This is a genomic window from Mycobacterium sp. IS-1742 (assembly GCF_001500125.1).
Lineage (GTDB): Bacteria > Actinomycetota > Actinomycetes > Mycobacteriales > Mycobacteriaceae > Mycobacterium.
In genome coordinates this window covers 104,400-127,622 of record NZ_LQIV01000012.1, presented here as the reverse complement: position 1 = coordinate 127,622, position 23,223 = coordinate 104,400, and the positions used below count along the sequence as shown (strand labels likewise).

Below are 23,223 nucleotides of genomic sequence, written 5' to 3'. Positions count from 1 at the left end.
GCCCGTGTCTGAGAAAAGGCCGTTGATCCTCCTTCCCGCCGTCGACGTCGTCGAAGGCCGCGCTGTCCGCCTGGTCCAGGGCAAGGCCGGCAGCGAGACCGAGTACGGGTCCGCGCTCGACGCCGCCCTCGGCTGGCAGCGTGACGGGGCGGAGTGGATCCACCTCGTGGATCTCGACGCCGCCTTCGGCCGCGGGTCGAACCGCGAACTGCTCGCCGAGGTGGTGGGTCAACTCGAGGTGGCGGTCGAACTGTCCGGGGGCATCCGCGACGACGACTCCCTCGAGGCGGCCCTGGCCACCGGTTGTGCGCGGGTCAACATCGGCACCGCCGCGCTGGAGAACCCGCAGTGGTGCGCGAAGGTCGTCGCCGAGTACGGCGACCGGGTGGCGGTCGGGCTCGACGTCCTCATCGAAGACGGCAGGCACCGCCTGCGCGGTCGCGGCTGGGAGACCGACGGTGGGGACCTGTGGGAGGTGCTCGACCGCCTCGACTCCGAGGGCTGTGCGCGCTACGTGGTCACCGACGTGACCAAGGACGGCACCCTGCAGGGCCCGAACCTCGATCTGCTCGGCCGCGTCGCCGACCGCACCGACGCTCCGGTGATCGCCTCCGGCGGGGTGTCCAGCCTCGACGACCTGCGCGCGATCAGCACGCTGACCGACCGTGGTGTCGAGGGCGCGATCGTCGGCAAGGCGTTGTACGCCGGGCGTTTCACGCTGCCCGAGGCTCTGACGGCGATGGGGCAGTAGGGCGTCGATGGCACTGGACGAGACCGACCTGCAAGGTCTGGTCGACGAGGCCGCGGCGATTCTCGACGCCGCGTCCGAACCCTTCATCAGCGGCCACCGCGCCGACTCGGCGGTGCAGAAGAAGGGCAACGACTTCGCCACCGAGGTGGACCTGAAGATCGAGCGCCAGGTCGTCGATGCGCTGACCGCGGCGACCGGCATCGAGGTGCACGGTGAGGAGTACGGCGGCGCCGACATCGACTCACCGCTGGTGTGGGTGCTCGACCCCATCGACGGGACGTTCAACTACGCCGCCGGGCTGCCCACCGCGGCGATCCTGCTCGGTCTGCTGCGCGACGGGGAGCCGGTCGCCGGGCTGACGTGGCTGCCGTTCATGTCCCAGCGCTACACCGCCGTCGCGGGAAACCCGTTGTACGTCAACGGTGTTGCGCAGCCCGCGCTGCAGGAGGGCGCGCTGTCGGACTGTGTCGTCGGCACCGGGACGTTCAACATCGACTCGCGTGGGCGCTTCCCCGGGCGCTGGCGCGTGGCGCTGCTGGAGAATCTCAGCAGACAGTGCAACCGGATCCGGATGCACGGCGCGACCGGACTCGACCTGGCCTACACCGCCGCCGGTGTCCTCGGCGCGTCGATCAGCTTCGGTCACCACATCTGGGATCACGCCGCAGGCGTCGCGCTGGTGCGGTCCGCCGGTGGTGTCGTCACCGACCTCGCCGGCGCGGACTGGACCCCGCAGTCGACGTCCGTGCTGGCCGGTTCGCCACAGGTGCACGGCGAGATCCTCGACATCGTCGCGTCGGTCGGCGCCCCGGAGGACTTCTGATGGCCGCCGACAGAGAACTCGCCGTCCGTGTGATCCCGTGCCTGGACGTCGACGCGGGCCGCGTGGTGAAGGGCGTGAACTTCGAGAACCTGCGCGACGCCGGCGATCCGGTCGAACTCGCCGCCGTCTACGACGCGGAGGGCGCCGACGAGTTGACGTTCCTCGACGTCACCGCATCGTCGTCGGGACGGTCCACGATGCTCGACGTGGTGCGCCGCACGGCGGAGCAGGTCTTCATCCCGCTGACCGTCGGTGGCGGAGTGCGGGCGATCGCCGACGTGGACGCGTTGCTGCGGGCCGGCGCCGACAAGGTGTCGGTGAACACCGCCGCCATCGCCCGCCCGGAATTGTTGGCGGAACTGGCCCGTCAGTTCGGTTCCCAGTGCATCGTGCTGTCGGTGGACGCCAGGACCGTGCCGCAGGGGGAACCCCCCACCCCGTCCGGGTGGGAGGTGACCACCCACGGCGGCCGTCGTGGCACCGGGATCGACGCTGTCGAATGGGCAACGCGCGGAGCGGAACTCGGCGTGGGCGAGATCCTGCTGAACTCGATGGACTTCGACGGCACCAAAGCCGGGTTCGACCTGCCGATGCTGCGCGCGGTTCGGGGCGCGGTCACCGTGCCCGTCATCGCGAGCGGCGGTGCGGGCGCGGTGGAGCACTTCGCGCCCGCTGTGAAGGCGGGCGCCGACGCGGTGTTGGCCGCCAGCGTCTTTCACTTCAAGGAACTGACGATCGGCCAGGTCAAGGCGGCGATGGCGGCAGAGGGGATCACGGTGCGGTGATGAGCGCTTGCGCGAAGAACAGAGGGCACTGATGCCTCTCGACCCGGATATCGCCTCGCGGCTCAAGCGCGACGCCAACGGCCTGTTCGTCGCCGTCGCGCAGGAGCGCGGCACCGGTCAGGTGCTGATGGTGGCGTGGATGGACGACATCGCACTCGACCGCACGATGCGCACCCGCAAGGCCACCTACTGGTCGCGCTCGCGCGGCGAGCACTGGGTCAAGGGCGAGACGTCCGGCCACACCCAGTACGTGCACTCGGTCCGGTTGGACTGCGACGGTGACACCGTCCTGCTCGAGGTCGACCAGGCCGGTGCGGCATGCCACACCGGCACGCACACCTGCTTCGACGCCGACGTGCTGCTGGCCCCGGAGGCTTAAGCTCCCGGTGTGAAGAAGTCGGCGGTCATCCTCGGTGCCGCGGCGGCGGCCGTGGCGGGGAGCTACGCCGTCGCGCGCACAGCGTTGGCCCCGGTGGCCCGTGATCTGCGCAGCCCTGCGCTGCTTCTCGTGTCCGCCCCGTCGAACCGGGCGACGATGGTCGTGACCCGCAGGGTGATGAGGTTGCCCACCCGCGCCGGTCGCGGTGTCACCGTGACCGAGGCGCGCGTCGGCGACAACCAGTGCCGGGTCGTGATCACGTCCCCCGCGGGTAGCGGCTCGCAGCGTCCGGCTGTGCTGTGGATCCACAGCGGTGGATTCGTCGTGGGCTCACCGCAATTCGAGGCCTTCGTCACCGGGCAGCTCGCACGCGAACTCGGTGCCACCGTGGTGGCGCCGGACCACCGCCTGGCGCCGGAGCACCCGTTCCCCGCCGCGCTCGATGATTGCGCCGCGACTCTGACGTGGATGCGCGCCAACGCAGGCACGCTCGGCATCGACGCGGATCGGATCGTGGTCGGCGGCGCGAGCGCCGGTGGCGGTCTGGCGGCCACCGTCGCGCAGCGCAGTCACGATGAGGGTGTTCGGCTGCGGGGGCAGGCGCTCGTCTACCCGATGCTCGACGACCGCACCGTGCTCCGCGAGGACCACGCCGGACGCGGTCGGTTCGTGTGGACGCCGGCGTCGAGCCGGTTCGGCTGGACCTCGTATCTGGGCCACGAGCCCCGGATGTCCGACGTGCCCGAGTATGCGGCGGCGGCCCGCAGACCCGACCTCGACGGTCTACCGCCTGCCTGGCTGGGCGTCGGCGAGCTCGACCTGCTCCACGACGAAGGCGTCGCCTACGCCGAGCGCTTGAGGGCTGCCGGCGTACCGTGCGAACTCATCACCGTGCCCGGGATGTACCACGCCGCCGACGCCGTCGCGGCAAGGGCGTTGTCGATGAAGACGTTTCGTGCCAGCATGCTGAATTTCATGCGGGCACAGCTGGTTTAGGCGGACTGGCGCTGGCGCAGCACAGTCAGCGCCTTGTCCGCGTGGGCGTCCATGTTGAGCTCGCTGGAGAACACCTCGAGCACCGTGCGGTCGGTGTCGATCACGAACGTCGTCCGCTTGACCGGCATCAACTTGCCCAGCAGGCCCCGCTTGACCCCGAACCGTTCGGCGATCGCACCGCCGCTGTCGGAGAGCAGCGGGTAGTCGAAACGCTGGGTGTCGGCGAAGCGGGCCTGTTTGTCGACCGTGTCGGTGCTGATGCCGACCCGCGACGCGCCCACTGCGGCGAACTCCGCAGCGAGGTCACGGAAGTGGCAGGCCTCCTTCGTGCACCCGGGCGTCATCGCCGCCGGGTAGAAGAACAGCACCACCGGCCCGTCGGCCAGCAAACCCGTCAGGCTGCGCACAGCGCCCGTCTGGTCGGGCAGTTCGAAATCCTCGACTCGGTCACCGCGTTTCATGAGCGCTCACGCTACGCCTCCTGATGGCGAACGGGCCCGCACCGGTCTGGGAGAATTACGGCGTGCAGACGACCGCCGGCTCCGCCCTCGACACCGCGCGCGAGCGCTCGTCGCTGGCCACGACCACCTCCCGCGAGGACTTCCGGGCTCTGGCCGCCGAGCACCGCGTGGTGCCGGTGGTGCGCAAGGTGCTCGCCGACAGCGAGACGCCGCTGTCGGCGTACCGCAAGCTCGCCGCCAACCGGCCCGGGACCTTTCTGCTCGAATCCGCCGAGAACGGACGGTCGTGGTCGCGGTGGTCGTTCATCGGGGCAGGTGCACCGTCGGCACTGACGGTCCGCGACGGCGAGGCGGTGTGGCTCGGCGTGACGCCGAAGGACGCGCCGAGCGGCGGTGATCCGCTCCAGGCACTGCGGTCGACGCTGGCGCTGCTGGAGACCGCGCCGCTGCCGGGTCTGCCGCCGCTGTCGAGCGGTCTGGTCGGGTTCTTCGCCTACGACATGGTCCGCCGGCTCGAGCGGCTGCCCTCGCTGGCGGTCGACGATCTCGGACTGCCCGACATGGTGTTGCTGCTGGCCACCGACATCGCCGCTGTCGACCATCACGAGGGCACCATCACCCTGATCGCGAACGCGGTGAACTGGAACGGCACCGACGAGAACGTCGACGGGGCGTACGACGACGCCGTCGCCCGACTGGACGTGATGACCGCGGCGCTGGGGCAGTCGCTGCCCTCGGCGGTGGCGACGTTCGCCCGGCCGGCGCCGGTGCACCGGGCGCAGCGCACCGTCGAGGAGTACACCGCGATCGTCGACAAGCTCGTCGGCGACATCGAGGCCGGTGAGGCGTTCCAGGTGGTGCCGTCGCAGCGGTTCGAGATGGACACCGTCGCCGATCCACTCGACGTGTACCGCATGCTGCGGGTCACCAACCCCAGCCCCTACATGTACCTGCTCAACGTGCCCGATGCGGCCGGCGGACTGGACTTCTCGGTGGTCGGCTCCAGTCCGGAGGCGCTGGTGACCGTCGCCGACGGCAAGGCCACCACCCATCCGATCGCCGGCACCCGCTGGCGGGGCGACACCGAGGAAGAGGATCTGCTGCTCGAGAAGGAGCTGCTGGCCGACGAGAAGGAACGCGCCGAGCACCTGATGCTCGTGGACCTGGGCCGCAACGACCTGGGCCGGGTGTGCGAACCGGGCACCGTCCGCGTCGAGGACTACAGCCATATCGAGCGGTACAGCCACGTCATGCACCTGGTGTCGACGGTCACCGGGCGGCTGGCCGAGGGCAGGACCGCGCTCGACGCGGTGACGGCCTGTTTCCCGGCGGGCACGCTGTCGGGCGCGCCCAAGGTGCGGGCCATGGAGCTGATCGAGGAGGTCGAGAAGACCCGCCGCGGGCTCTACGGCGGGGTGCTGGGGTATCTGGACTTCGCCGGCAACGCCGACTTCGCGATCGCGATCCGCACCGCGCTGATGCGTGACGGGGTCGCCTACGTGCAGGCCGGCGGGGGAGTCGTCGCCGACTCCAACGGTCCCTACGAGTTCAACGAGGCGGCCAACAAGGCCAAGGCCGTGCTGGCCGCCGTCGCCGCGGCCGAGACCCTGCGCGAGCCATGACCCGGATCGCCCAGCTCGTCCTCGTCCTCGGCGCCGCGGTGCTGTGGGTGGCGTCGCGGTTGACGTGGGTCGACGTGCACTCGTTCGACGGGCTGGGGCAGCCGAAGACCTCGACGTTGAACGGGGCGGAGTGGTCCACCGCGCTGATCCCGCTCGCCCTGCTGGTCCTGGCGGCGGCCGTCGCGGTGCTGGCGGTGCGGGGATGGCCGCTGCGGATCCTGGCCGTGCTGGTGGCGGCGGCGAGCGCCGGGATGGCCTACCTGGGGATCACGCTGTGGGTGATCGTCGACGTCGCTCCGCGGGCGGCCAACCTGGCCGAGGTGCCGGTCGCCGATCTGACGGGCACCGAACGCCACTTCGCCGGCGCGGTGCTCACGTTGGTGGCGGCCGCGCTGGTGCTCGCAGGCGCGGTGTTGCTGATGCGCGCGGCGGTGAAGGGGACTGCCGCGACGAACAGGTACGCGGCGCCGTCGGCGCGGCGCGCCACGGCGGTGAAACGGGAGGAACAGGGGGAGCCGATGTCGGAACGGATGCTGTGGGACGCGCTCGACGAGGGCCACGATCCCACCGATCGCGACACGAAGGGCCGGTGACAGGCGATGGGGTCGCTGCGACTACCCTTCGATGAGAACCATCCGGCATCTGCCGGCGACGTACCAGAGGGGGATCGACGGGCTATGAGTTCGGCGACCGTGCTCGACTCCATCATCGAGGGAGTCCGCGCCGACGTTGCCGCTCGAGAGGCCGTGGTCAGCCTCACCGAGATCAAGGAACGGGCGCAGCGCGCCAAGCCTCCGCTCGATGTGATGGCCGCCCTGCGCGAACCCGGTATCGGTGTCATCGCCGAGGTCAAGCGGGCCAGCCCGTCGCGTGGGGCGCTCGCCCACATCGGTGATCCGGCCGATCTGGCCCGCGCCTATCAGGACGGCGGCGCCCGCGTGATCAGCGTGCTGACCGAACAGCGCCGGTTCAACGGCTCGCTCGACGACCTCGACGCCGTCCGGGCCGCGGTGTCCATCCCCGTGCTGCGCAAGGACTTCATCGTCCGGCCGTATCAGATCCACGAGGCGCGGGCACACGGCGCCGACATGTTGCTGCTGATCGTGGCCGCGCTCGAGCAGCCCGTGCTGGAGTCGTTGCTGGAGCGCACCGAGTCCCTCGGGATGACGGCGCTGGTCGAGGTCCACACCGAAGCCGAAGCCGACCGGGCCCTGCAGGCCGGCGCCCGGGTCATCGGCGTCAACGCCCGCGACCTCAAGACCCTGTCGGTGGACCGGAACTGCTTCGCGCGGATCGCCCCGGGGCTGCCGTCCAACGTCATCCGCGTCGCGGAGTCCGGCGTGCGCGGCCCGGCCGATCTGCTGGCCTACGCCGGTGCCGGCGCCGACGCCGTGCTCGTCGGCGAGGGCCTCGTCACCAGCCGCGATCCCCGCAGCGCGGTGGCCGATCTGGTGACCGCCGGAACCCATCCGTCCTGCCCGAAACCGTCCCGATAGCGTGGCCGAACTCCTCGACTCGGACCTGCCGCGCTCCAGTGCGGCCGTCGCCGAACCCACCAGCCACGATCCTGACGCCCGCGGCCACTTCGGCCCGTACGGCGGACGTCTGGTTCCCGAGGCGCTGATGGCGGTCATCGAGGAGGTCACCTCGGCCTACGAGAAGGCCCGCGGCGACCAGACGTTCCTCGACGAACTCGACCGGCTGCAGCGTCATTACAGCGGGCGCCCGTCGCCGCTGTACGAGGCCACCCGGCTCAGCGAACACGCCGGCGGCGCGCGCATCTTCCTCAAGCGAGAAGACCTCAACCACACGGGTTCTCACAAGATCAACAACGTGCTCGGTCAGGCTCTGCTCGCACGCCAGATGGGCAAGACCCGGGTCATCGCCGAGACCGGCGCAGGCCAGCACGGCGTCGCGACGGCCACCGCGTGCGCACTGCTCGGCCTGGAATGCGTGATCTACATGGGCGCGGTGGACACCGCCCGCCAGGCGCTCAACGTGGCGCGGATGCGCCTGCTCGGCGCCGAAGTCGTGTCCGTGGAGTCCGGTTCCAAGACGCTCAAGGACGCGATCAACGAGGCGTTCCGCGACTGGGTCACCAACGCCGACGAGACGTACTACTGCTTCGGGACCGCGGCGGGCCCGCACCCGTTCCCGTTGATGGTGCGCGACTTCCAGCGCATCATCGGCCTCGAGGCGCGGGCCCAGATCCAGGCGCAGGCCGGCAGGCTCCCGGATGCGGTGACGGCGTGCGTCGGCGGCGGGTCCAACGCGATCGGCGTCTTCCACGCCTTCATCGACGATCCGGGCGTGCGGTTGATCGGGTACGAGGCGGCCGGTGACGGCGTCGAGACCGGTCGGCACGCCGCCACGTTCACCGGCGGCTCACCCGGTGCGTTCCAGGGGTCGTTCTCCTACCTGCTCCAGGACGAGGACGGCCAGACCATCGAATCGCATTCGATCTCGGCCGGTCTGGACTATCCGGGCGTGGGTCCCGAGCACGCGTTGCTCAAAGACATCGGCCGCGCCGAATACCGGCCGATCACCGACTCCGAGGCCATGGACGCGTTCTCGCTGCTCTGCCGCACGGAAGGCATCATCCCGGCCATCGAATCCGCGCATGCGGTCGCCGGTGCGCTCAAGCTGGGCCAGGAGCTCGGATCGGGTTCGATGATCCTGGTCAACCTCTCGGGGCGTGGCGACAAAGACGTCGAGACTGCGGCGAAATGGTTCGGTCTGCTGGACAAAGGCGGTTCATGAGTCGGCTGGGTGGCTTGTTCGACGCTTGCCGCGCGGAGAAGCGCGCAGCGCTCATCGGATACCTGCCGACCGGATTCCCCGACGTCCCGGCGTCGATCTCGGCGATGACGGCGCTGGTCGAATCCGGTTGCGACATCATCGAAGTCGGCATCCCGTACTCCGATCCGGGGATGGACGGCCCGGTCATCGCCGCCGCCACCGAGGCGGCGCTGCAGGGCGGTGTGCGGGTGCGTGACACGCTGGCGGCGGTCGAGGCCATCAGCAACGCGGGTGGACGCGCGGTGGTGATGACCTACTGGAATCCGGTGCTGCGGAGGGGGATCGACGCTTTCGCGCGGGATCTCGCGGCCGCAGGCGGACTCGGCCTGATCACCCCGGACCTCATCCCCGACGAGGCCGACGAGTGGATGGCCGCATCGGACGCGCACGATCTCGACCGCATCTTCCTGGTGGCGCCGGCGTCGACGCCCGAGCGGCTCGCCAGGACCGTCGAAGCGACCCGGGGATTCGTCTACGCCGCATCGACCATGGGCGTCACCGGTGCCCGTGACGCGGTCTCGAGCGCCGCACCCGAACTCGTCGCGCGCGTCAAGGAGGTCTCCGACATCCCGGTCGGGGTCGGCCTCGGCGTCCGGTCGCGCGAGCAGGCGGCCGAGATCGGCGCGTACGCCGACGGCGTGATCGTGGGTTCGGCACTCGTATCGGCGCTGAAGGACGGATTGCCCGCGGTCCGGGCGCTGACCCAGGAACTAGCCGAGGGAGTGCGCCAGAGGGTGACCGCGTGACGACCACGCTGGCGTATATCCCCAGCCCGTCGCAGGGCGTGTGGGAGCTCGGCCCGTTCCCGTTGCGTGCGTATGCGCTGTGCATCATCGCAGGAATCATCGTGGCGCTGGTGCTGGGCGACCGTCGCTGGGAGGCGCGCGGCGGTGAGCGCGGCGTCATCTACGACATCGCCCTGTGGGCAGTGCCGTTCGGGCTCATCGGCGGCCGGATCTATCACGTCATCACCGACTGGCAGACCTACTTCGGACCGGATGGCGCCGGCCTGATCGCGGCGTTCCGCATCTGGGAGGGCGGCCTGGGCATCTGGGGTGCGGTGGCCCTCGGCGGGGTGGGGGCGTGGATCGCCTGCCGCCGCCGCGACATCCCGCTGCCCGCGTTCGGCGACGCCATCGCGCCCGGCATCATCCTGGCGCAGGCGATCGGCCGGCTCGGCAACTACTTCAACCAGGAGCTCTACGGGCGTGCGACGACCGTGCCGTGGGGCCTGGAGATCTATGAGCGGGTCGACGCCAGCGGGGCGCGCAACGACCTGATCGGGGTGTCGACGGGTCGCGTCATCGAGGTCGTACACCCCACCTTCTTGTACGAATTGCTGTGGAACCTGCTGGTGTTCGCGGTGCTGATCTGGGCGGACCGGCGGTTCAAGCTGGGGCACGGTCGGTTGTTCGCGCTGTATGTCGCGGGTTACTGCCTCGGCCGCTTCTGGATCGAGCTGCTCCGCAGTGACCTGGCCACGGAGCTGGCGGGTATCCGGGTCAACTCGTTCACGTCGATGTTCGTGTTCATCGGGGCGGTGGTGTACCTGATGGCGGCTCCGCGCGGACGAGAAGATCCCGCGACGCTGCGTCCGGCCGCCGAGGAGGACGTCGAGGCGCGCACGACCTCACCCGACGACTTCGAGAGCGACGGCACCGAGACCACGGGCCGCGAGAGTGTCGATGCCGAGACCGAGGAGCTTCTCAAAGGACTTGTCGGCGGTGTCGCGGTGACCACCGGTGTGGGGGCCGCGGCCAAGGTCGCAGGCGACGCCGAAGACGAGGATGCCGCCGCAGAGCAGGCCGCCGACGACAAGCCCGAGCCGGTGGCCGAGGCCGAAGCGTTGGCGGAGGACGTCGAGACGGCGCCGTCGGAGGACATCGCCGAGGCGGTCGCGTTCGCCGAGGCCGGTGAGGCCGCGGACAGGTCGTCGCCGTCGACGGTCGGTGCGGTCGAGGGTGAGGATGCGGTCGCGGCCGAGGAGTCGGCTGAAGAGGCGCACGAGGCCGCGGTGGAGCGTGCCGAGGAGGCCGAGGCGGTCGCGGCGGAGGTCGCTGCTGAAGGCACGGCCCAGGAGACACCCGCCGGCGCGCCGAACGTGAAACCTCCGCGATTTTTGGGCCGATTTTTCGCAAGAGCTTCACACTCGGCGAAGCCGGAACCCGCGGATGCGGGTGAAGGGACGCCGGAGCCGGTGGCTGAGGCCGAGGCGTTGGCGGAGGATGTCGAGTCGGCGCCGTCGGAGGACATCGCTGAGGCGGTGGCGTTCGCCGAGGCCGGTGAGGCTGCCGATGAGGAGCGTCCGGTCACGGTCGGTGCGGTCGAGGGTGAGGATGCGGTCGCGGCGGAGGAGTCTGCCGAGGAGGCGCATGAGGCTGCGGTCGAGCGCGCTGAAGAGGCTGAGGCGGTAGCGACGGAGGTCTCTGCTGATGAAACGGCGGAGCCCGAGACTGGCGAGGCTGCCGATGAGGAGCCCCCGGCCACTGTCGGTTCGGTTGAGGGTGAGGATGCGGTCGCGGCGGCGGAGTCCGCTGACGAGGCGCATGAGGCTGCGGTCGAGCGTGCCGAAGCGGCCGACAAGGTCGCCACCGAGCCCCCCGTAAAGACCGACGAAGACCTCGAGGCGGCGGTCGAACGCGCTGACGAGGCCGAGGCGGTTGCGGAGGAGATCGCCGTCGCCGACGCCGCCGGCGAGTTCGCCGACGAGGAACCCGTCGAAGGCGAGGATGCCGACGCTGTCGCCGGCGAGGTCGGTGCCGCCGAGGCGGAAGCCCTCGAAGACGCGGAGACGCACGAGCAGTCGGACGCCGGCGGCGATGCCGAACCCATCGTCGCGGACGAGGAACTGGCCGCGAGCGTGCAGGATGCGACCGGCGAAGACGTCTCCGAGGTCGGCGACGACGCCGGGGAGGCCGAGACGGGCACCGAGACCGACTCGTCGGCGTATCAGGTCATCACCACACCCGAGGCGGGACAGGCGCGCCGCAAGTGGTGGCGTCGCCGCAAGTGACCGCACAGCGCTAGCTGTTCGGTACCCCCTTGATGTGATCGGCCGTCCAAAACGGTTCGCGCAGTTCGCGTTTGAGTACCTTGCCGGGGCCGGATTGCGGGAGCGGCGACGTGCGGAACTCGACCGAGCGTGGGCACTTGTAGCCGGCGATCCGCGTACTGCAGTGGTCGATCACCGCCTCGGCGGTCAGGTCGGCCCCGGCGCGCGGCACCACGATGGCGTGGACGCACTCGCCCCACTTGGGATCGGGAATGCCGATCACCGCGACTTCGGCGACTCCCGCCATCAGTGAGATGGTGCTCTCGACCTCGGCCGAGTACACGTTCTCGCCACCCGAGATGATCATGTCCTTGAGCCGGTCGACGATGAAGAGGAATCCCTCTTCGTCCATGTAGCCGACGTCCCCGGTGTGGAACCAACCATCCTCGAGCACGGCCGCAGTCTGCTCGGGCATGTTCCAGTAGCCAGACATGATCATCGGTCCTCTGACCGCAACCTCACCGACCGAGCCGCGCGGCAGGGGATTTCGCTTCTCGTCGACGATCTTCAACTCGGTCGTGAACTGCGCCTGCCCGCATGACTCGAGGCGACCGGCATACGGCCCTTCCAGCGTGGCGTATCGGGGCGGCAGCAGGGTGACTCCGGGCGAAGCCTCGGTCATGCCGTAGGCGTGGATGAATCCGCACTGGGGGAAGGTCTCGAGTGCCCTGCGCAGCAGCCCTCCGGTCATCGGCGATGCGCCGTAGGTGAGGTGACGAAGGCTCGAGAGGTCGACCTGGTCGACCGCCGTGTTGGTGGTCAGCATGTTGATCATCGTCGGCACCAGCGCTGCGTGCGTGACCCGTTCCCGTTCCACCGTTTGGAGAAAGTCGGTGGCATCGAAGCGCGGGAGGAACACGTGACGCCCGCCGCAGGTGGTCACACCGAACGTCGCGCCGCCATCGGCGAGATGGAACATCGGGCCCGCGTGGACATAGGTCATGTCCTGGTCGTAGTACATCCCGGCGATGACGTTCATCGCATTCCAGACCAGATTGCTGTGGCTGAGCATCACCCCCTTGGCCTTTCCGGTGGTGCCGCCGGTGTAGAACAGACCGGCCAGCGTGTCGCCACCAGCGCCCACGTCCGCAACCGGTTCTGCTGCGGCGAGGTCCTCGAAGAACCGCGTGCCCGTCGGCGGCGTGTCGTCGTCGAGGTAGAAGGTCGCTCCGACGGATGACGCCCGGTCGGCCATCTCAACGGCATGCGTTTGCGTGGCGTTGTCGACGAACAACACACGGGCTCCGGAATCTTCGAGGATGTACCGGGTCTCCGGCGCAGCCAACCGGGTGTTCACCGGCACCAGGACTGCACCGATCCATGGGATGGCGTAGAGCAGTTCGAAGTAGCGGTCGCTGTTGAGCGCCAGAATCGCGACGCGGTCGCCGGGGCGCACGCCGGCTTCCCTGAGTCCTCCCGCGATCCGCGCGACGCGGTCAACCGTCTCCGCCCACACGCGCCGCCGCTCCCGGAACACGGTGGACTCTTCCCGTGGACGGATCTGTGCCGCTCGACGCAACCCCTGGGTCAGATACATGGACGCCCCGCTCGAGATCCGCTTGCCGGTATTCAGGATTCGCCCAGAAATCGATTCCGGCAAGCACGCCGTCGCCGTATGGGAGCTTCACACCCGGCGCTTCTGGCATGCTGATCACATGACCGATCCCTCGCAGTTCGGCAGCACGCCCGACGGCCCGCCACCGCCGCCGGGAGGCTACTCACCGTCGTACCCGCCGCCGGGCAACTACCCGCCCCCGCCGGGCAATTACCCGCCGCCCTATTACGACCCCGCCGCCCCGTACGGCAGGCATCCGATGACCGGGGAGCCGTACTCGGACAAGTCGAAGGTCGTGGCCGGCTTGCTCCAACTCGCGGGCCTGCTCGGAATCGTCGGCATCGGACGCATGTACCTCGGCCAGGTCGGCTTGGGTGTCGCCCAGCTGGTGGTCGGGCTCGTCACCTGCGGGATCGGCGCGGTCATCTGGGGGATCGTCGACGCGGTCCTCATCTTCACCGACAAGGTCCGCGACCCGAACGGTCTTCCCCTGCGCGATGGAACCTGACGCACCGGCACCGACTCGCACGCCGCTCTACCTCACCCTCGGCGCCGGCGCCCTGTTCGCCGGCGCACTGGCCTACATCGGTGTCGCCGACCCGCACCGGCCGGGCTTTCTCGCTCCGCTCTGCCCGTTCAAGCATGTGACCGGGTGGGACTGCCCGGCGTGCGGGGGGCTGCGCATGACCCACGACCTCCTGCACGGCGACATCGCGGCGGCCGTGGCCGACAACGTGTTCCTCCTCGTCGGTCTCCCGCTGCTGGCCGTGTGGGTGCTCATCCGGCGCCGTCGACACAGGTCGGTGATGCCGGTGGCCGCGATCGTCGCCATCGCAGTGGCCACCGTCACCTGGACCGTGGTGCGCAACCTGCCCGGATTTCCGCTGGTCCCGACGTCGCTCGGCGGGTAGGCGCTCACCTGCGCTGATACACTGGCACCTCGGGCCGCCGCAGTCCCGGCAACGATTTTCCGGAACTGCGGAGGTGCAATTCGATGCTCTACTCGGCTACCCCCGGCGCACAGGGACTCTACGACCCCGAGCACGAGAAGGACTCGTGCGGCGTCGCCATGATCGCCGACATCCAGGGCCGACGCTCGCACTCCATCGTCGCCGACGGTCTGGTCGCCCTGGAACATCTCGACCACCGCGGCGCAGCAGGCGCCGAGACCAACAGCGGCGACGGCGCAGGCATCCTGCTGCAGCTGCCCGTGGAGCTCTTCGCCGAGGCCGTCGACTTCGACCTCCCGCGGCCCACCGCCGAGGGCTGCAACACCTTCGCGGCCGGCACCTGCTTCCTGCCGCAGGATCCCTCCGCGCGCGCCCACGCCGTCCAGCGCGTGGAGGCGCTCGCCGCCGAGGAGAACCTCGAGGTGCTCGGGTGGCGCCCGGTCCCGGTCGACCCCCAGGGCGCCGACGTCGGGCAGACCGCGCTCGGCTGCATGCCGTACATGGCGCAGTTGTTCGTGGCCGCACCGGAAGTCGACGGTGTCCGCCCCGGCGGGATCGAGCTCGACCGGCGCGTGTACCCGCTGCGCAAACGCGCAGAGCGGTCCGCCGAGGTGTACTTCCCGTCCCTGTCGAGCCGCACCATCGCCTACAAGGGCATGCTCACCACGGCGCAGTTGCCGCTGTACTTCGGCGACCTGCGCGACGCGCGGTGCACCAGCGCCATCGCGATCGTGCACAGTCGCTTCTCCACCAACACCTTCCCGTCCTGGCCGCTGGCGCACCCGTTCCGCTTCGTCGCCCACAACGGCGAGATCAACACCGTGCGCGGCAACCGCAACCGCATGCACGCCAGGGAGGCGATGCTGGCCAGCGCCGACATCCCGGGCGACCTGAGCCGGCTGTCCCCGATCTGCACGGCCGACGCGTCGGACTCGGCCAGTTTCGACGAGGTCCTCGAACTGCTCCACCTCGGCGGCCGCAGCCTCCCGCACGCGGTGTTGATGATGATCCCCGAGGCGTGGGAGAACAACGCGTCGATGGATGCCGACGAGCGCGCCTTCTGGCAGTTTCACGCCTCGCTGATGGAACCGTGGGACGGTCCGGCCTGCGTCACCTTCACCGACGGCACCTTGGTCGGAGCGGTGTTGGACCGCAACGGTTTACGGCCCGGCCGCTGGTGGCGGACCCTCGACGACCGGATCATCCTCGCCAGCGAGAGCGGTGTGCTGGACGTGCCGCCCGAGCGGATCGTCGCCAAGGGCCGCCTGCAGCCCGGCAAGATGCTGCTCGTCGACACGGCGGCGGGCCGCATCGTCGGCGACGACGAGATCAAGCTCGAACTGTCGAAGGCCGAGGCCTACGGTGAGTGGCTGCACGCCGGGCTGCTCGAACTCGGCACGCTTCCGGACCGCGTGCGCGTGCAGCCCAACCACGAATCCGTTGTCCGCCGCCAGATCTCCTTCGGCTACACCGAGGAGGAACTGCGGATCCTCCTCACCCCGATGGCGGCGTCCGGCGCCGAACCTCTGGGGTCGATGGGCACCGACACCCCGACCGCGGTCCTGTCCGAACGGTCCCGGCCGCTCTACGACTACTTCGTGGAGCTCTTCGCCCAGGTCACCAACCCGCCGCTGGACGCGATCCGCGAGGAGGTGGTGACCAGCATGGCCCGCGTCATGGGCCCGGAGCAGAACCTGCTCGAGCCGACGGCGGCGTCCTGTCGGCAGATCCTGCTGAAGTGGCCGGTGCTCGACAACGACGAACTCGGCAAGATCGTCCACATCAACGACGACGGCGAGCATCCGGGCCTGCGCGCGACGGTCCTCAAGGCGCTCTATGACGTCGAGCGCGGCGGGGAGGGGCTGGCCGAAGCGCTCGACGATCTGCGCACCCGTGCCAGTCAGGCCATCGCGGACGGCGCCCGCACCCTGGTGATCTCGGACCGCGACTCCGACCACACCCGCGCACCGATCCCGTCGCTGCTCGCCGTGTCCGCGGTGCACCACCACCTCGTGCGCACCAAACAGCGCACCGCGGTGGCGCTGGTCGTGGAGTCCGGTGACGCCCGCGAGGTGCACCACGTGGCGATGCTCATCGGGTTCGGTGCCGCCGCGGTCAACCCCTACCTCGCCTTCGAATCCATCGAGGACCTCATCCGTGAGGGCGAACTCACCGGTATCGAAACCGCGGCCGCCGTGCGCAACTACCTCACGGCGCTCGGCAAGGGGGTGACGAAGGTGATGAGCAAGATGGGCATCTCCACGGTCGCTTCGTACACCGCCGCACAGGCGTTCGAGGCCGTCGGCATCGACCGCGACGTCGTCGACGAGTACTTCACCGGGACGCCCACCCAGCTCGGGGGCATCGGCCTCGACGTGATCGCCGAGGAGGTCAAGCTCCGGCACCGGCGCGCCTACCCGGAGAACCCGACCGAACGCGTGCACCGCCGGCTCGAGGTCGGCGGGGAGTACGCGTTCCGCCGCGAAGGTGAACTCCACCTGTTCACCCCGGAGGTCGTCTTCCTGCTGCAGCATTCGACGCGCACCGGCCGTGAGGACGTCTTCCGGCAGTACGCCGAGGAGGTCGACCGGCTGTCACGCGACGGCGGCACCCTGCGCGGGCTGTTCGAGTTCAAGACGGGTACTCGTCCGGCGGTGCCGCTCGACGAGGTCGAGCCGGCGAGCGAGATCGTCACACGGTTCAACACCGGGGCGATGAGTTACGGCTCGATCAGCGCCGAGGCGCACGAGACCATGGCCATCGCGATGAACAACCTCGGTGGCCGCTCCAACTCCGGTGAGGGCGGCGAGGATGTGGACCGGCTCTACGATCCGCGGCGGCGCAGCGCGGTCAAACAGGTCGCCAGCGGCCGGTTCGGCGTGACCAGCGACTACCTCGTCAACGCCACGGACATCCAGATCAAGATGGCCCAGGGCGCCAAACCCGGTGAGGGCGGTCAGCTTCCGGGTTACAAGGTGTACCCGAGCATCGCGAAGACCCGGCACTCCACACCGGGGGTGGGCCTGATCTCCCCGCCTCCGCACCACGACATCTACTCGATCGAGGACCTCGCGCAGCTCATCCACGACCTCAAGAACGCCAACGACCGGGCCCGGATCCACGTCAAGCTCGTCAGCAGCGTCGGGGTGGGGACGGTCGCGGCGGGGGTGTCCAAGGCCCACGCCGATGTGGTGCTGATCTCCGGACATGACGGCGGCACCGGGGCCGCCCCGCTGACCAGCCTCAAACACGCCGGTGCGCCCTGGGAGATCGGCCTGGCCGACGCCCAGCAGACGCTGGTGCTCAACGGCCTTCGCGATCGCATCACCGTGCAGTGCGACGGGGGCATGCGGACCGCGCGCGACGTGATGGTCGCGATGCTGCTCGGCGCCGAGGAGTTCGGGTTCGCGACGGCCCCGCTGGTGGTGGCGGGGTGCATCATGATGCGGGTCTGTCACCTCGACACCTGCCCGGTGGGCGTCGCCACCCAGAATCCCGAACTGCGGGCACGGTTCAACGGCAAACCGGAGTTCGTGGAGAACTTCTTCCGGTTCATCGCCGAGGACATCCGCCGTCACCTGGCCGAACTGGGCTTCCGCAGTGTCGACGAGGCCGTCGGCCACGCCGAGATGCTCGACACCGCAACCGGTGTGGAGCACTGGAAGAGCAAGGGACTGGACCTCACGCCGATCTTCGCCGTCCCGGCCGACGCGCACAGCGGTACGACTCAGCGACGCAAACTCACCGACCAGTACCACGCGCTGGATCAGGCGCTCGACCAGACCCTCATCCAGTTGTCCGAGGGCGCACTGGAAGACGCCCACCCGGTCACGCTGGAACTGCCTGTGCGCAACGTCAATCGCACCGTCGGCACCCTGCTCGGCGGCGAGGTGACCCGTCGCTACGGAGCGGCCGGACTCCCCGACGACACCATCCGCGTCAGGCTCACCGGGTCGGCGGGGCAGTCGATCGGCGCCTTCCTGCCGCCCGGCATCACGATCGAATTGACCGGGGACGCCAACGACTATGTCGGCAAGGGGCTTTCAGGGGGCCGGATCATCGTCAAACCCGCCGACGACGTGTTGTTCCTGCCGGAGGACAACGTGATCGCCGGCAACACCCTGCTCTACGGCGCCACGTCGGGTGAGGTCTTCCTGCGCGGCAAGGTCGGAGAGCGGTTCTGCGCCAGGAACTCCGGCGCACTGGCGGTCGTCGAGGGTGTCGGCGACCACGCCTGCGAATACATGACCGGGGGCCGGGTGGTGGTGCTCGGCAGGACCGGCCGCAACATGGCCGCCGGCATGTCGGGCGGCATCGCCTACGTGCTCGGCCTGAACCCGGCGAAGGTCAACACCGCCATGGTGGAGTTGCAGCGACTCGATCCGGAGGATCTGGTGTGGCTGCACGACGTCGTGGCCCGGCACGCGAGGAACACCGGCAGCACGGTGGCCACCTCGGTGCTCTCGGACTGGCCGCGGCGCAGCGCCCAGTTCACCAAAGTCATGCCCACCGACTACCAGCGCGTCCTGCAGGCCACCCGGATGGCCAAGGCCGAGGGGCGCGACGTCGACACCGCGATCATGGAGGCCAGCCGTGGCTGATCCCACCGGATTCCTCAAGGTGCCCAAGGTCGAGGCCGCCAAGCGGCCCGTCGACGAGCGCGTCGGCGACTGGCGCGAGGTGTACGAACGGCAGAGCCTGCCTGAGCGCGCCGACGAGGTGTCCCAGCAGGCGCGCCGCTGCATGGACTGCGGAATCCCGTTCTGCCACTCCGGTTCTGCCGGGTGCCCGCTGGGGAACCTGATCCCCGAGTGGAACGACCTGGTGCGGCGAGGACGCTGGGACGCCGCCAGCGAACGCCTGCACGCCACGAACAACTTCCCGGAGTTCACCGGGCGGCTGTGCCCGGCGCCGTGTGAGGCGGCCTGTGTCCTCTCGATCAGCGAGGACCACACCGGCGGCAGCGTCACCATCAAACGCATCGAGAACACCATCGCCGATCAGGCGTGGGCGCAGGGCCTCGTCGATCCGCAACCGGCGTCGATCCGCACCGGTAAGCGCATCGCCGTCGTGGGGTCCGGGCCCGCGGGTCTCGCTGCGGCGCAACAGCTCACCCGGGCCGGCCACGATGTCACGGTCTTCGAGCGCGACGACCGGATCGGTGGACTGATGCGCTACGGCATTCCCGAGTACAAGCTGGAGAAGCGGACGCTCGACCAGCGGCTGGCGCAGATGCGCGCGGAGGGCACGCGGTTCGTCACCGACTGTGAGGTGGGGGTCGACCTGACCGTGGAACAGCTGCGCGAACGCCACGATGCGGTGGTCCTGGCCGTCGGTGCGCTGCGCGCCCGGGACAACGCGGTCGAGGGCCGGGACCTCGACGGCGTGCACCTGGCGATGGAGCACCTGGTGCCCGCCAACAAGGAATGCGAGGGTGACGGCCCGTCGCCGCTGTCGGCCCGCGACAAGCACGTCGTGATCATCGGCGGCGGGGACACCGGCGCGGACTGTCTCGGCACCGCGCACCGCCAGGGCGCCAGGTCGGTCACCCAGCTCGACTACAACCCGGAACCGCCGGAGACCCGGGACGACACCCGTACCCCGTGGCCGACGTGGCCGCTGGTGCTGCGGACGCGGCTGTCCCCGGCCCACGCCGAGGGCGGGCAGCGTCGCTACCAGGTCGCCGTGCAGCGCTTCCTCGGTGACGAGCGCGGGCACGTGCGGGGCATGGAGATCGCCGAGGTGAAGGTGGAACGCGACGCCCAGGGCCGCAGGCGGATCGTGCCGGTCGGCGACACGCTGGAGATCCCGTGCGACATGGCGCTGCTCGCCATCGGATTCGACGGCGTCGAGCACATGCCGCTGCTCGACGGGCTCGGGCTGCGCCTGAACAACCGCGGTGCGCTGGCCTGCGGCAGCGACTGGCAGACCGACGCGCCGGGGGTGTTCGTCTGTGGTGACGCCCACCGCGGTGCGTCGTTGATCGTGTGGGCGATCGCCGAAGGGCGCAGCGCCGCCCATGCCGTCGACACCTACCTGATGGGCGAGTCCGACCTCCCGGCACCGGTGCGACCAGGCGCGCTACCGCTGGCCGTCGTCTGAATCGATCAACGACTACGATGAGTCAACGTGAATAGACGCGGGAAGATCGTCTGTACCCTCGGCCCGGCCACGGCCTCCGACGACGCCGTCCGAAAGCTCGTCGAGGCCGGGATGGATGTCGCGCGGCTCAACTTCAGCCACGGCGACTACCCCGATCACGAAGCCAACTACAAGCGGGTCCGCGCGGCCTCCGACCACACCGGCCGCGCCGTCGGCATCCTCGCCGACCTGCAGGGCCCGAAGATCCGGCTCGGCCGGTTCGCCGACGGGCCGACCGAGTGGAAAGAGGGTCAGACCGTCCGGATCACCGTCGACGACATCGACGGCACCCACGACCGCGTGTCGACGACCTACAAGCGGTTGGCCGAGGACGCCACCCCCGGCGACCGGGTGCTGGTCGACGACGGCAACGTCGCGCTGGTGGTCAACGCCATCGAGGGCAACGACGTCGTCTGCGAGGTCACCGAAGGCGGGCGGGTCAGCAACAACAAGGGCATGTCGCTACCGGGGATGAACGTCTCGGCGCCTGCGCTGTCGGAGAAGGACATCGAGGACCTCGAGTTCGCGGTGCGGCTCGGGGTCGACCTGGTCGCGCTGTCGTTCGTGCGTTCCCCCGCCGACGTCGAACTCGTGCACGAGGTGATGGACCGCGTCGGACGGCGAGTCCCGGTGATCGCCAAACTCGAGAAGCCCGAGGCGATCGACAACCTCGAGGCGATCGTGCTGGCGTTCGACGCGATCATGGTCGCCCGCGGCGATCTGGGCGTCGAACTCCCGCTCGAGGAGGTCCCGCTGGTCCAGAAGCGCGCCATCCAGATGGCGCGCGAGAACGCGAAGCCGGTCATCGTCGCCACCCAGATGCTGGAGTCGATGATCGAGAACTCCCGGCCCACCCGCGCCGAGGCCTCCGACGTCGCGAATGCGGTGCTCGACGGCGCCGACGCGGTCATGCTCTCGGGTGAGACCTCGGTCGGCAAGTACCCGCTCGAGGCCGTGCGCACCATGGCGCGCATCATCACCGCGGTCGAGGAGAACTCCGTCGTCGTCCCGCCCCTGACCCATGTGCCGCGCACGAAGCGCGGCGTGATCTCCTACGCCGCCCGCGACATCGGGGAGCGGTTGGACGCCAAGGCGCTGGTCGCGTTCACCCAGTCCGGCGACACGGTTCGGCGCCTCGCCCGGCTGCACACGCCGCTGCCGGTGCTCGCCTTCACCGCGCTGCCCGAGGTGCGTAGCCAGTTGGCGCTGACGTGGGGCACCGAGACGTTCATCGTGCCGCAGATCGGCACCACCGACGGCATGATCCGTCAGGTCGACAAGTCGCTGCTCGAACTCGGCCGCTACAAGCGCGGTGATCTGGTGGTCATCGTCGCGGGCGCGCCGCCGGGCACAGTAGGCTCCACGAATCTGATCCACGTGCACCGGATCGGGGAGGACGACGTCTAGAGGGGGCGATCTTGTCGGCAGCGGATTTCGCAGAGCTGCTGGCGGTTCTCGACCTCCGACGCCTCGACGACGACACCTTCCTCGGATCGCATCCGAGCAGAAATCCGGTCCGCACGTTCGGCGGGCAGATGATGGCCCAGGCGTTCGTGGCCTCCAGCCGCACGGTCGACCACCGGATCTCGCCCAGCGCGCTGTCGGTGCATTTCATCGCCGGCGGCGACCCGGCCAGGGACCTCGAGTTCCGGGTGACGCGGTTGCGCGACGAACGACGGTTCGCCAACCGCCGGGTCGACGTGTGCCAGGGTGACGACCTGTTGACCACGGCGATGGTGTCGTACATGAACGGCGGGCGCGGCCTCGAACACGGCGTCGCCGCGCCCGAGGTCCCGGCACCCGACGAGCTGCCGAAGATCGGGGAACTGCTGCGCGGCTACGAGGAGACCGTGCCGCACTTCGTCGACGCACTGCGGCCGATCGAGTGGCGCTACACCAACGATCCGGCGTGGGTGATGCGTGACAAGGGGGAGCGCCTCGACCACAACCGGGTATGGCTCAAGACCGAAGGCGCCATGCCCGAGGATCCGGTGTTGCACACCGCGGCGCTGGTCTACTCGTCGGACACCACCGTGCTGGACTCGATCATCACCACCCACGGCCTGTCGTGGGGATTCGACCGCATCTTCGCCGTGACGATTAACCACTCGGTGTGGTTCCACCGGCAGGTGCGGTTCGACGAGTGGGTGCTCTACTCGACGTCGTCGCCGGCGGCCGCCGAATCACGCGGCCTGGGCACCGGTCACTTCTTCGACCGGTCCGGCGCGCTGCTGGCGACAGTCGCGTCGGACGCGGTCGTGAAGTACTTCCCCGGCCGCTAACGCGAGGGCGTCAGCGTGACGCTGAACTGGTCTTCGATGTTGCGCTGGAACTGATCCTGGCACTCCTGCTGCGCATCGACGTCGTTGCCGGCCTGCTGCAGGCACTCGAACAGATCGCCCGCGCCGACCTCCCTGGCGAACATGACCGTCATCGCGATCGCGGCGATCGACACCACGACAGCCAGGGCGCCCAGGACGATGCCGGCCATCGCCACACCGCCGTTGGTCGCCTCACCCCGCTTGGCCCGGCCGCGGCCGAGGACACCGAGGATCACCGCGACGACCCCGAGCAGGATCCCGCCGTAGACCGAGAGCAGGCCGACGATCGCGACGATCAAGGAGGCGATGCCGAGGCCGTTCTTCGGTGCGGTCTGCGTCGGGTACCCGCCCGGGTAACCCCCCGGGTAGCCGCCCCCGTAGGAGCCCTGCGGCGGTGGGGGATAGCCGCCGGGGTAGGCGCCGTACTGGTACGGCTGTTGCGGCGGGTATGGCTGCTGCTGTTGCGGATACCCCTGTTGCGGATACCCCTGTTGCGGTGGGTAGCCCTGTTGCTGTGCCGGATCAGGTTGGGGTGGCGGCGGCGGTGCCGACGGCGACTGTTCGGGCTTGTCCGACTCGGTCATGTGT

Annotated in this window: 20 protein-coding genes; 17 read left to right on the top strand and 3 right to left on the bottom strand. The window is 69.7% G+C overall.

Annotation, left to right across the window (positions count from 1 at the left end; translation table 11 throughout):
• Positions 1–4: 4 nt before the first annotated feature.
• From priA to AU196_RS09145, 5 genes are read left to right on the top strand one after another with little or no spacing between them, the layout of a single operon-like run.
• Complete coding sequence (gene priA / locus AU196_RS09165) at positions 5–751, top strand: bifunctional 1-(5-phosphoribosyl)-5-((5-phosphoribosylamino)methylideneamino)imidazole-4-carboxamide isomerase/phosphoribosylanthranilate isomerase PriA (protein ID WP_059094792.1); 747 nt, start codon at positions 5–7, stop codon at positions 749–751.
• A gap of 7 nt (positions 752–758) precedes the next feature.
• Positions 759–1,574, top strand: coding sequence for an inositol monophosphatase family protein (locus AU196_RS09160; RefSeq protein ID WP_059094791.1), 816 nt, complete (start codon positions 759–761; stop codon positions 1,572–1,574).
• Entirely contained in the window at positions 1,574–2,359 is a 786-nt protein-coding gene (gene hisF, locus AU196_RS09155) for an imidazole glycerol phosphate synthase subunit HisF (protein WP_059094790.1), read from the top strand. Before AU196_RS09160 ends, hisF begins: the two co-directional genes overlap by 1 nt.
• Positions 2,360–2,390: 31 nt before the next feature.
• Positions 2,391–2,738 (top strand): phosphoribosyl-AMP cyclohydrolase, encoded by a 348-nt coding sequence (hisI, locus tag AU196_RS09150; RefSeq protein ID WP_059094789.1) that lies wholly within the window; start codon positions 2,391–2,393, stop codon positions 2,736–2,738.
• A gap of 9 nt (positions 2,739–2,747) precedes the next feature.
• Complete coding sequence (locus AU196_RS09145; RefSeq protein ID WP_059094788.1) at positions 2,748–3,734, top strand: alpha/beta hydrolase; 987 nt, start codon at positions 2,748–2,750, stop codon at positions 3,732–3,734.
• Here AU196_RS09145 and AU196_RS09140 read toward each other — a convergent pair.
• Positions 3,731–4,195, bottom strand: a complete 465-nt coding sequence (locus tag AU196_RS09140; protein WP_059094787.1) for a peroxiredoxin — start codon at positions 4,193–4,195, stop codon at positions 3,731–3,733. The two genes, AU196_RS09145 and AU196_RS09140, sit on opposite strands and share 4 nt — an antisense overlap.
• Before the next feature lie 62 nt (positions 4,196–4,257).
• Here AU196_RS09140 and AU196_RS09135 point away from each other — a divergent pair, with 62 nt between their 5' ends.
• From AU196_RS09135 to lgt, 6 genes are all read left to right on the top strand, one after another.
• Positions 4,258–5,817 carry an anthranilate synthase component I gene (locus AU196_RS09135; RefSeq protein WP_059094952.1) on the top strand — a complete coding sequence of 520 codons (1,560 nt, stop codon included), beginning with the start codon at positions 4,258–4,260 and terminating at the stop codon, positions 5,815–5,817.
• Entirely contained in the window at positions 5,814–6,410 is a 597-nt protein-coding gene (locus tag AU196_RS09130) for a TIGR02234 family membrane protein (protein WP_059094786.1), read from the top strand. Before AU196_RS09135 ends, AU196_RS09130 begins: the two co-directional genes overlap by 4 nt.
• Before the next feature lie 84 nt (positions 6,411–6,494).
• On the top strand, positions 6,495–7,313 hold the full coding sequence (gene trpC / locus AU196_RS09125) for an indole-3-glycerol phosphate synthase TrpC (protein WP_059094785.1): 819 nt from the start codon (positions 6,495–6,497) through the stop codon (positions 7,311–7,313).
• Position 7,314: 1 nt separating this feature from the next.
• Complete coding sequence (trpB, locus tag AU196_RS09120; protein WP_059094784.1) at positions 7,315–8,577, top strand: tryptophan synthase subunit beta; 1,263 nt, start codon at positions 7,315–7,317, stop codon at positions 8,575–8,577.
• Positions 8,574–9,362, top strand: a complete 789-nt coding sequence (gene trpA, locus AU196_RS09115; protein ID WP_059094783.1) for a tryptophan synthase subunit alpha — start codon at positions 8,574–8,576, stop codon at positions 9,360–9,362. Before trpB ends, trpA begins: the two co-directional genes overlap by 4 nt.
• Entirely contained in the window at positions 9,359–11,629 is a 2,271-nt protein-coding gene (gene lgt / locus AU196_RS09110; RefSeq protein WP_059094782.1) for a prolipoprotein diacylglyceryl transferase, read from the top strand. The genes trpA and lgt overlap by 4 nt, the downstream gene beginning before the upstream one ends.
• Positions 11,630–11,639: 10 nt before the next feature.
• Here the strand turns inward: lgt and AU196_RS09105 are convergent, their stop codons facing one another.
• Positions 11,640–13,205 carry a long-chain-fatty-acid--CoA ligase gene (locus AU196_RS09105; RefSeq protein WP_059094781.1) on the bottom strand — a complete coding sequence of 522 codons (1,566 nt, stop codon included), beginning with the start codon at positions 13,203–13,205 and terminating at the stop codon, positions 11,640–11,642.
• A gap of 118 nt (positions 13,206–13,323) precedes the next feature.
• Here AU196_RS09105 and AU196_RS09100 point away from each other — a divergent pair, with 118 nt between their 5' ends.
• From AU196_RS09100 to AU196_RS09075, 6 genes are all read left to right on the top strand, one after another.
• On the top strand, positions 13,324–13,731 hold the full coding sequence (locus AU196_RS09100) for an NINE protein (protein WP_059094780.1): 408 nt from the start codon (positions 13,324–13,326) through the stop codon (positions 13,729–13,731).
• Positions 13,721–14,134: a DUF2752 domain-containing protein gene (locus tag AU196_RS09095; protein ID WP_059094779.1), complete on the top strand. Its 414-nt coding sequence runs from the start codon at positions 13,721–13,723 to the stop codon at positions 14,132–14,134. The genes AU196_RS09100 and AU196_RS09095 overlap by 11 nt, the downstream gene beginning before the upstream one ends.
• A gap of 83 nt (positions 14,135–14,217) precedes the next feature.
• A complete protein-coding gene (gltB, locus tag AU196_RS09090; RefSeq protein ID WP_059094778.1) occupies positions 14,218–18,774 on the top strand; it encodes a glutamate synthase large subunit in 4,557 nt (1,518 codons plus the stop codon).
• On the top strand, positions 18,767–20,275 hold the full coding sequence (locus AU196_RS09085) for a glutamate synthase subunit beta (RefSeq protein ID WP_059094777.1): 1,509 nt from the start codon (positions 18,767–18,769) through the stop codon (positions 20,273–20,275). Before gltB ends, AU196_RS09085 begins: the two co-directional genes overlap by 8 nt.
• 27 nt (positions 20,276–20,302) lie before the next feature.
• Positions 20,303–21,721: a pyruvate kinase gene (gene pyk, locus AU196_RS09080; protein ID WP_059094776.1), complete on the top strand. Its 1,419-nt coding sequence runs from the start codon at positions 20,303–20,305 to the stop codon at positions 21,719–21,721.
• Between the two features lie 11 nt (positions 21,722–21,732).
• Positions 21,733–22,596 (top strand): acyl-CoA thioesterase II, encoded by an 864-nt coding sequence (locus tag AU196_RS09075; protein ID WP_059094775.1) that lies wholly within the window; start codon positions 21,733–21,735, stop codon positions 22,594–22,596.
• On the opposite strand, the gene AU196_RS09070 is transcribed toward AU196_RS09075, so the two are convergent.
• Positions 22,593–23,219 carry a DUF4190 domain-containing protein gene (locus tag AU196_RS09070; RefSeq protein WP_059094774.1) on the bottom strand — a complete coding sequence of 209 codons (627 nt, stop codon included), beginning with the start codon at positions 23,217–23,219 and terminating at the stop codon, positions 22,593–22,595. The genes AU196_RS09075 and AU196_RS09070 overlap by 4 nt on opposite strands.
• Between the last annotated feature and the right edge of the window lie 4 nt (positions 23,220–23,223).

What these genes read in the sequence shown, in the direction of transcription:
- hisI (WP_059094789.1), top strand. Translation starts at nt 2,391, where the DNA reads ATGCCTCTCGACCCGGATATCGCCTCGCGGCTCAAGCGCGACGCCAAC.
- gltB (WP_059094778.1), top strand. Translation starts at nt 14,218, where the DNA reads ATGCTCTACTCGGCTACCCCCGGCGCACAGGGACTCTACGACCCCGAG.
- AU196_RS09130 (WP_059094786.1), top strand. Translation starts at nt 5,814, where the DNA reads ATGACCCGGATCGCCCAGCTCGTCCTCGTCCTCGGCGCCGCGGTGCTG.
- hisF (WP_059094790.1), top strand. Translation starts at nt 1,574, where the DNA reads ATGGCCGCCGACAGAGAACTCGCCGTCCGTGTGATCCCGTGCCTGGAC.
- AU196_RS09105 (WP_059094781.1), bottom strand. Translation starts at nt 13,205, where the DNA reads ATGTATCTGACCCAGGGGTTGCGTCGAGCGGCACAGATCCGTCCACGG.
- trpA (WP_059094783.1), top strand. Translation starts at nt 8,574, where the DNA reads ATGAGTCGGCTGGGTGGCTTGTTCGACGCTTGCCGCGCGGAGAAGCGC.
- AU196_RS09100 (WP_059094780.1), top strand. Translation starts at nt 13,324, where the DNA reads ATGACCGATCCCTCGCAGTTCGGCAGCACGCCCGACGGCCCGCCACCG.
- AU196_RS09070 (WP_059094774.1), bottom strand. Translation starts at nt 23,219, where the DNA reads ATGACCGAGTCGGACAAGCCCGAACAGTCGCCGTCGGCACCGCCGCCG.
- trpC (WP_059094785.1), top strand. Translation starts at nt 6,495, where the DNA reads ATGAGTTCGGCGACCGTGCTCGACTCCATCATCGAGGGAGTCCGCGCC.
- AU196_RS09095 (WP_059094779.1), top strand. Translation starts at nt 13,721, where the DNA reads ATGGAACCTGACGCACCGGCACCGACTCGCACGCCGCTCTACCTCACC.
- AU196_RS09140 (WP_059094787.1), bottom strand. Translation starts at nt 4,195, where the DNA reads ATGAAACGCGGTGACCGAGTCGAGGATTTCGAACTGCCCGACCAGACG.
- AU196_RS09160 (WP_059094791.1), top strand. Translation starts at nt 759, where the DNA reads ATGGCACTGGACGAGACCGACCTGCAAGGTCTGGTCGACGAGGCCGCG.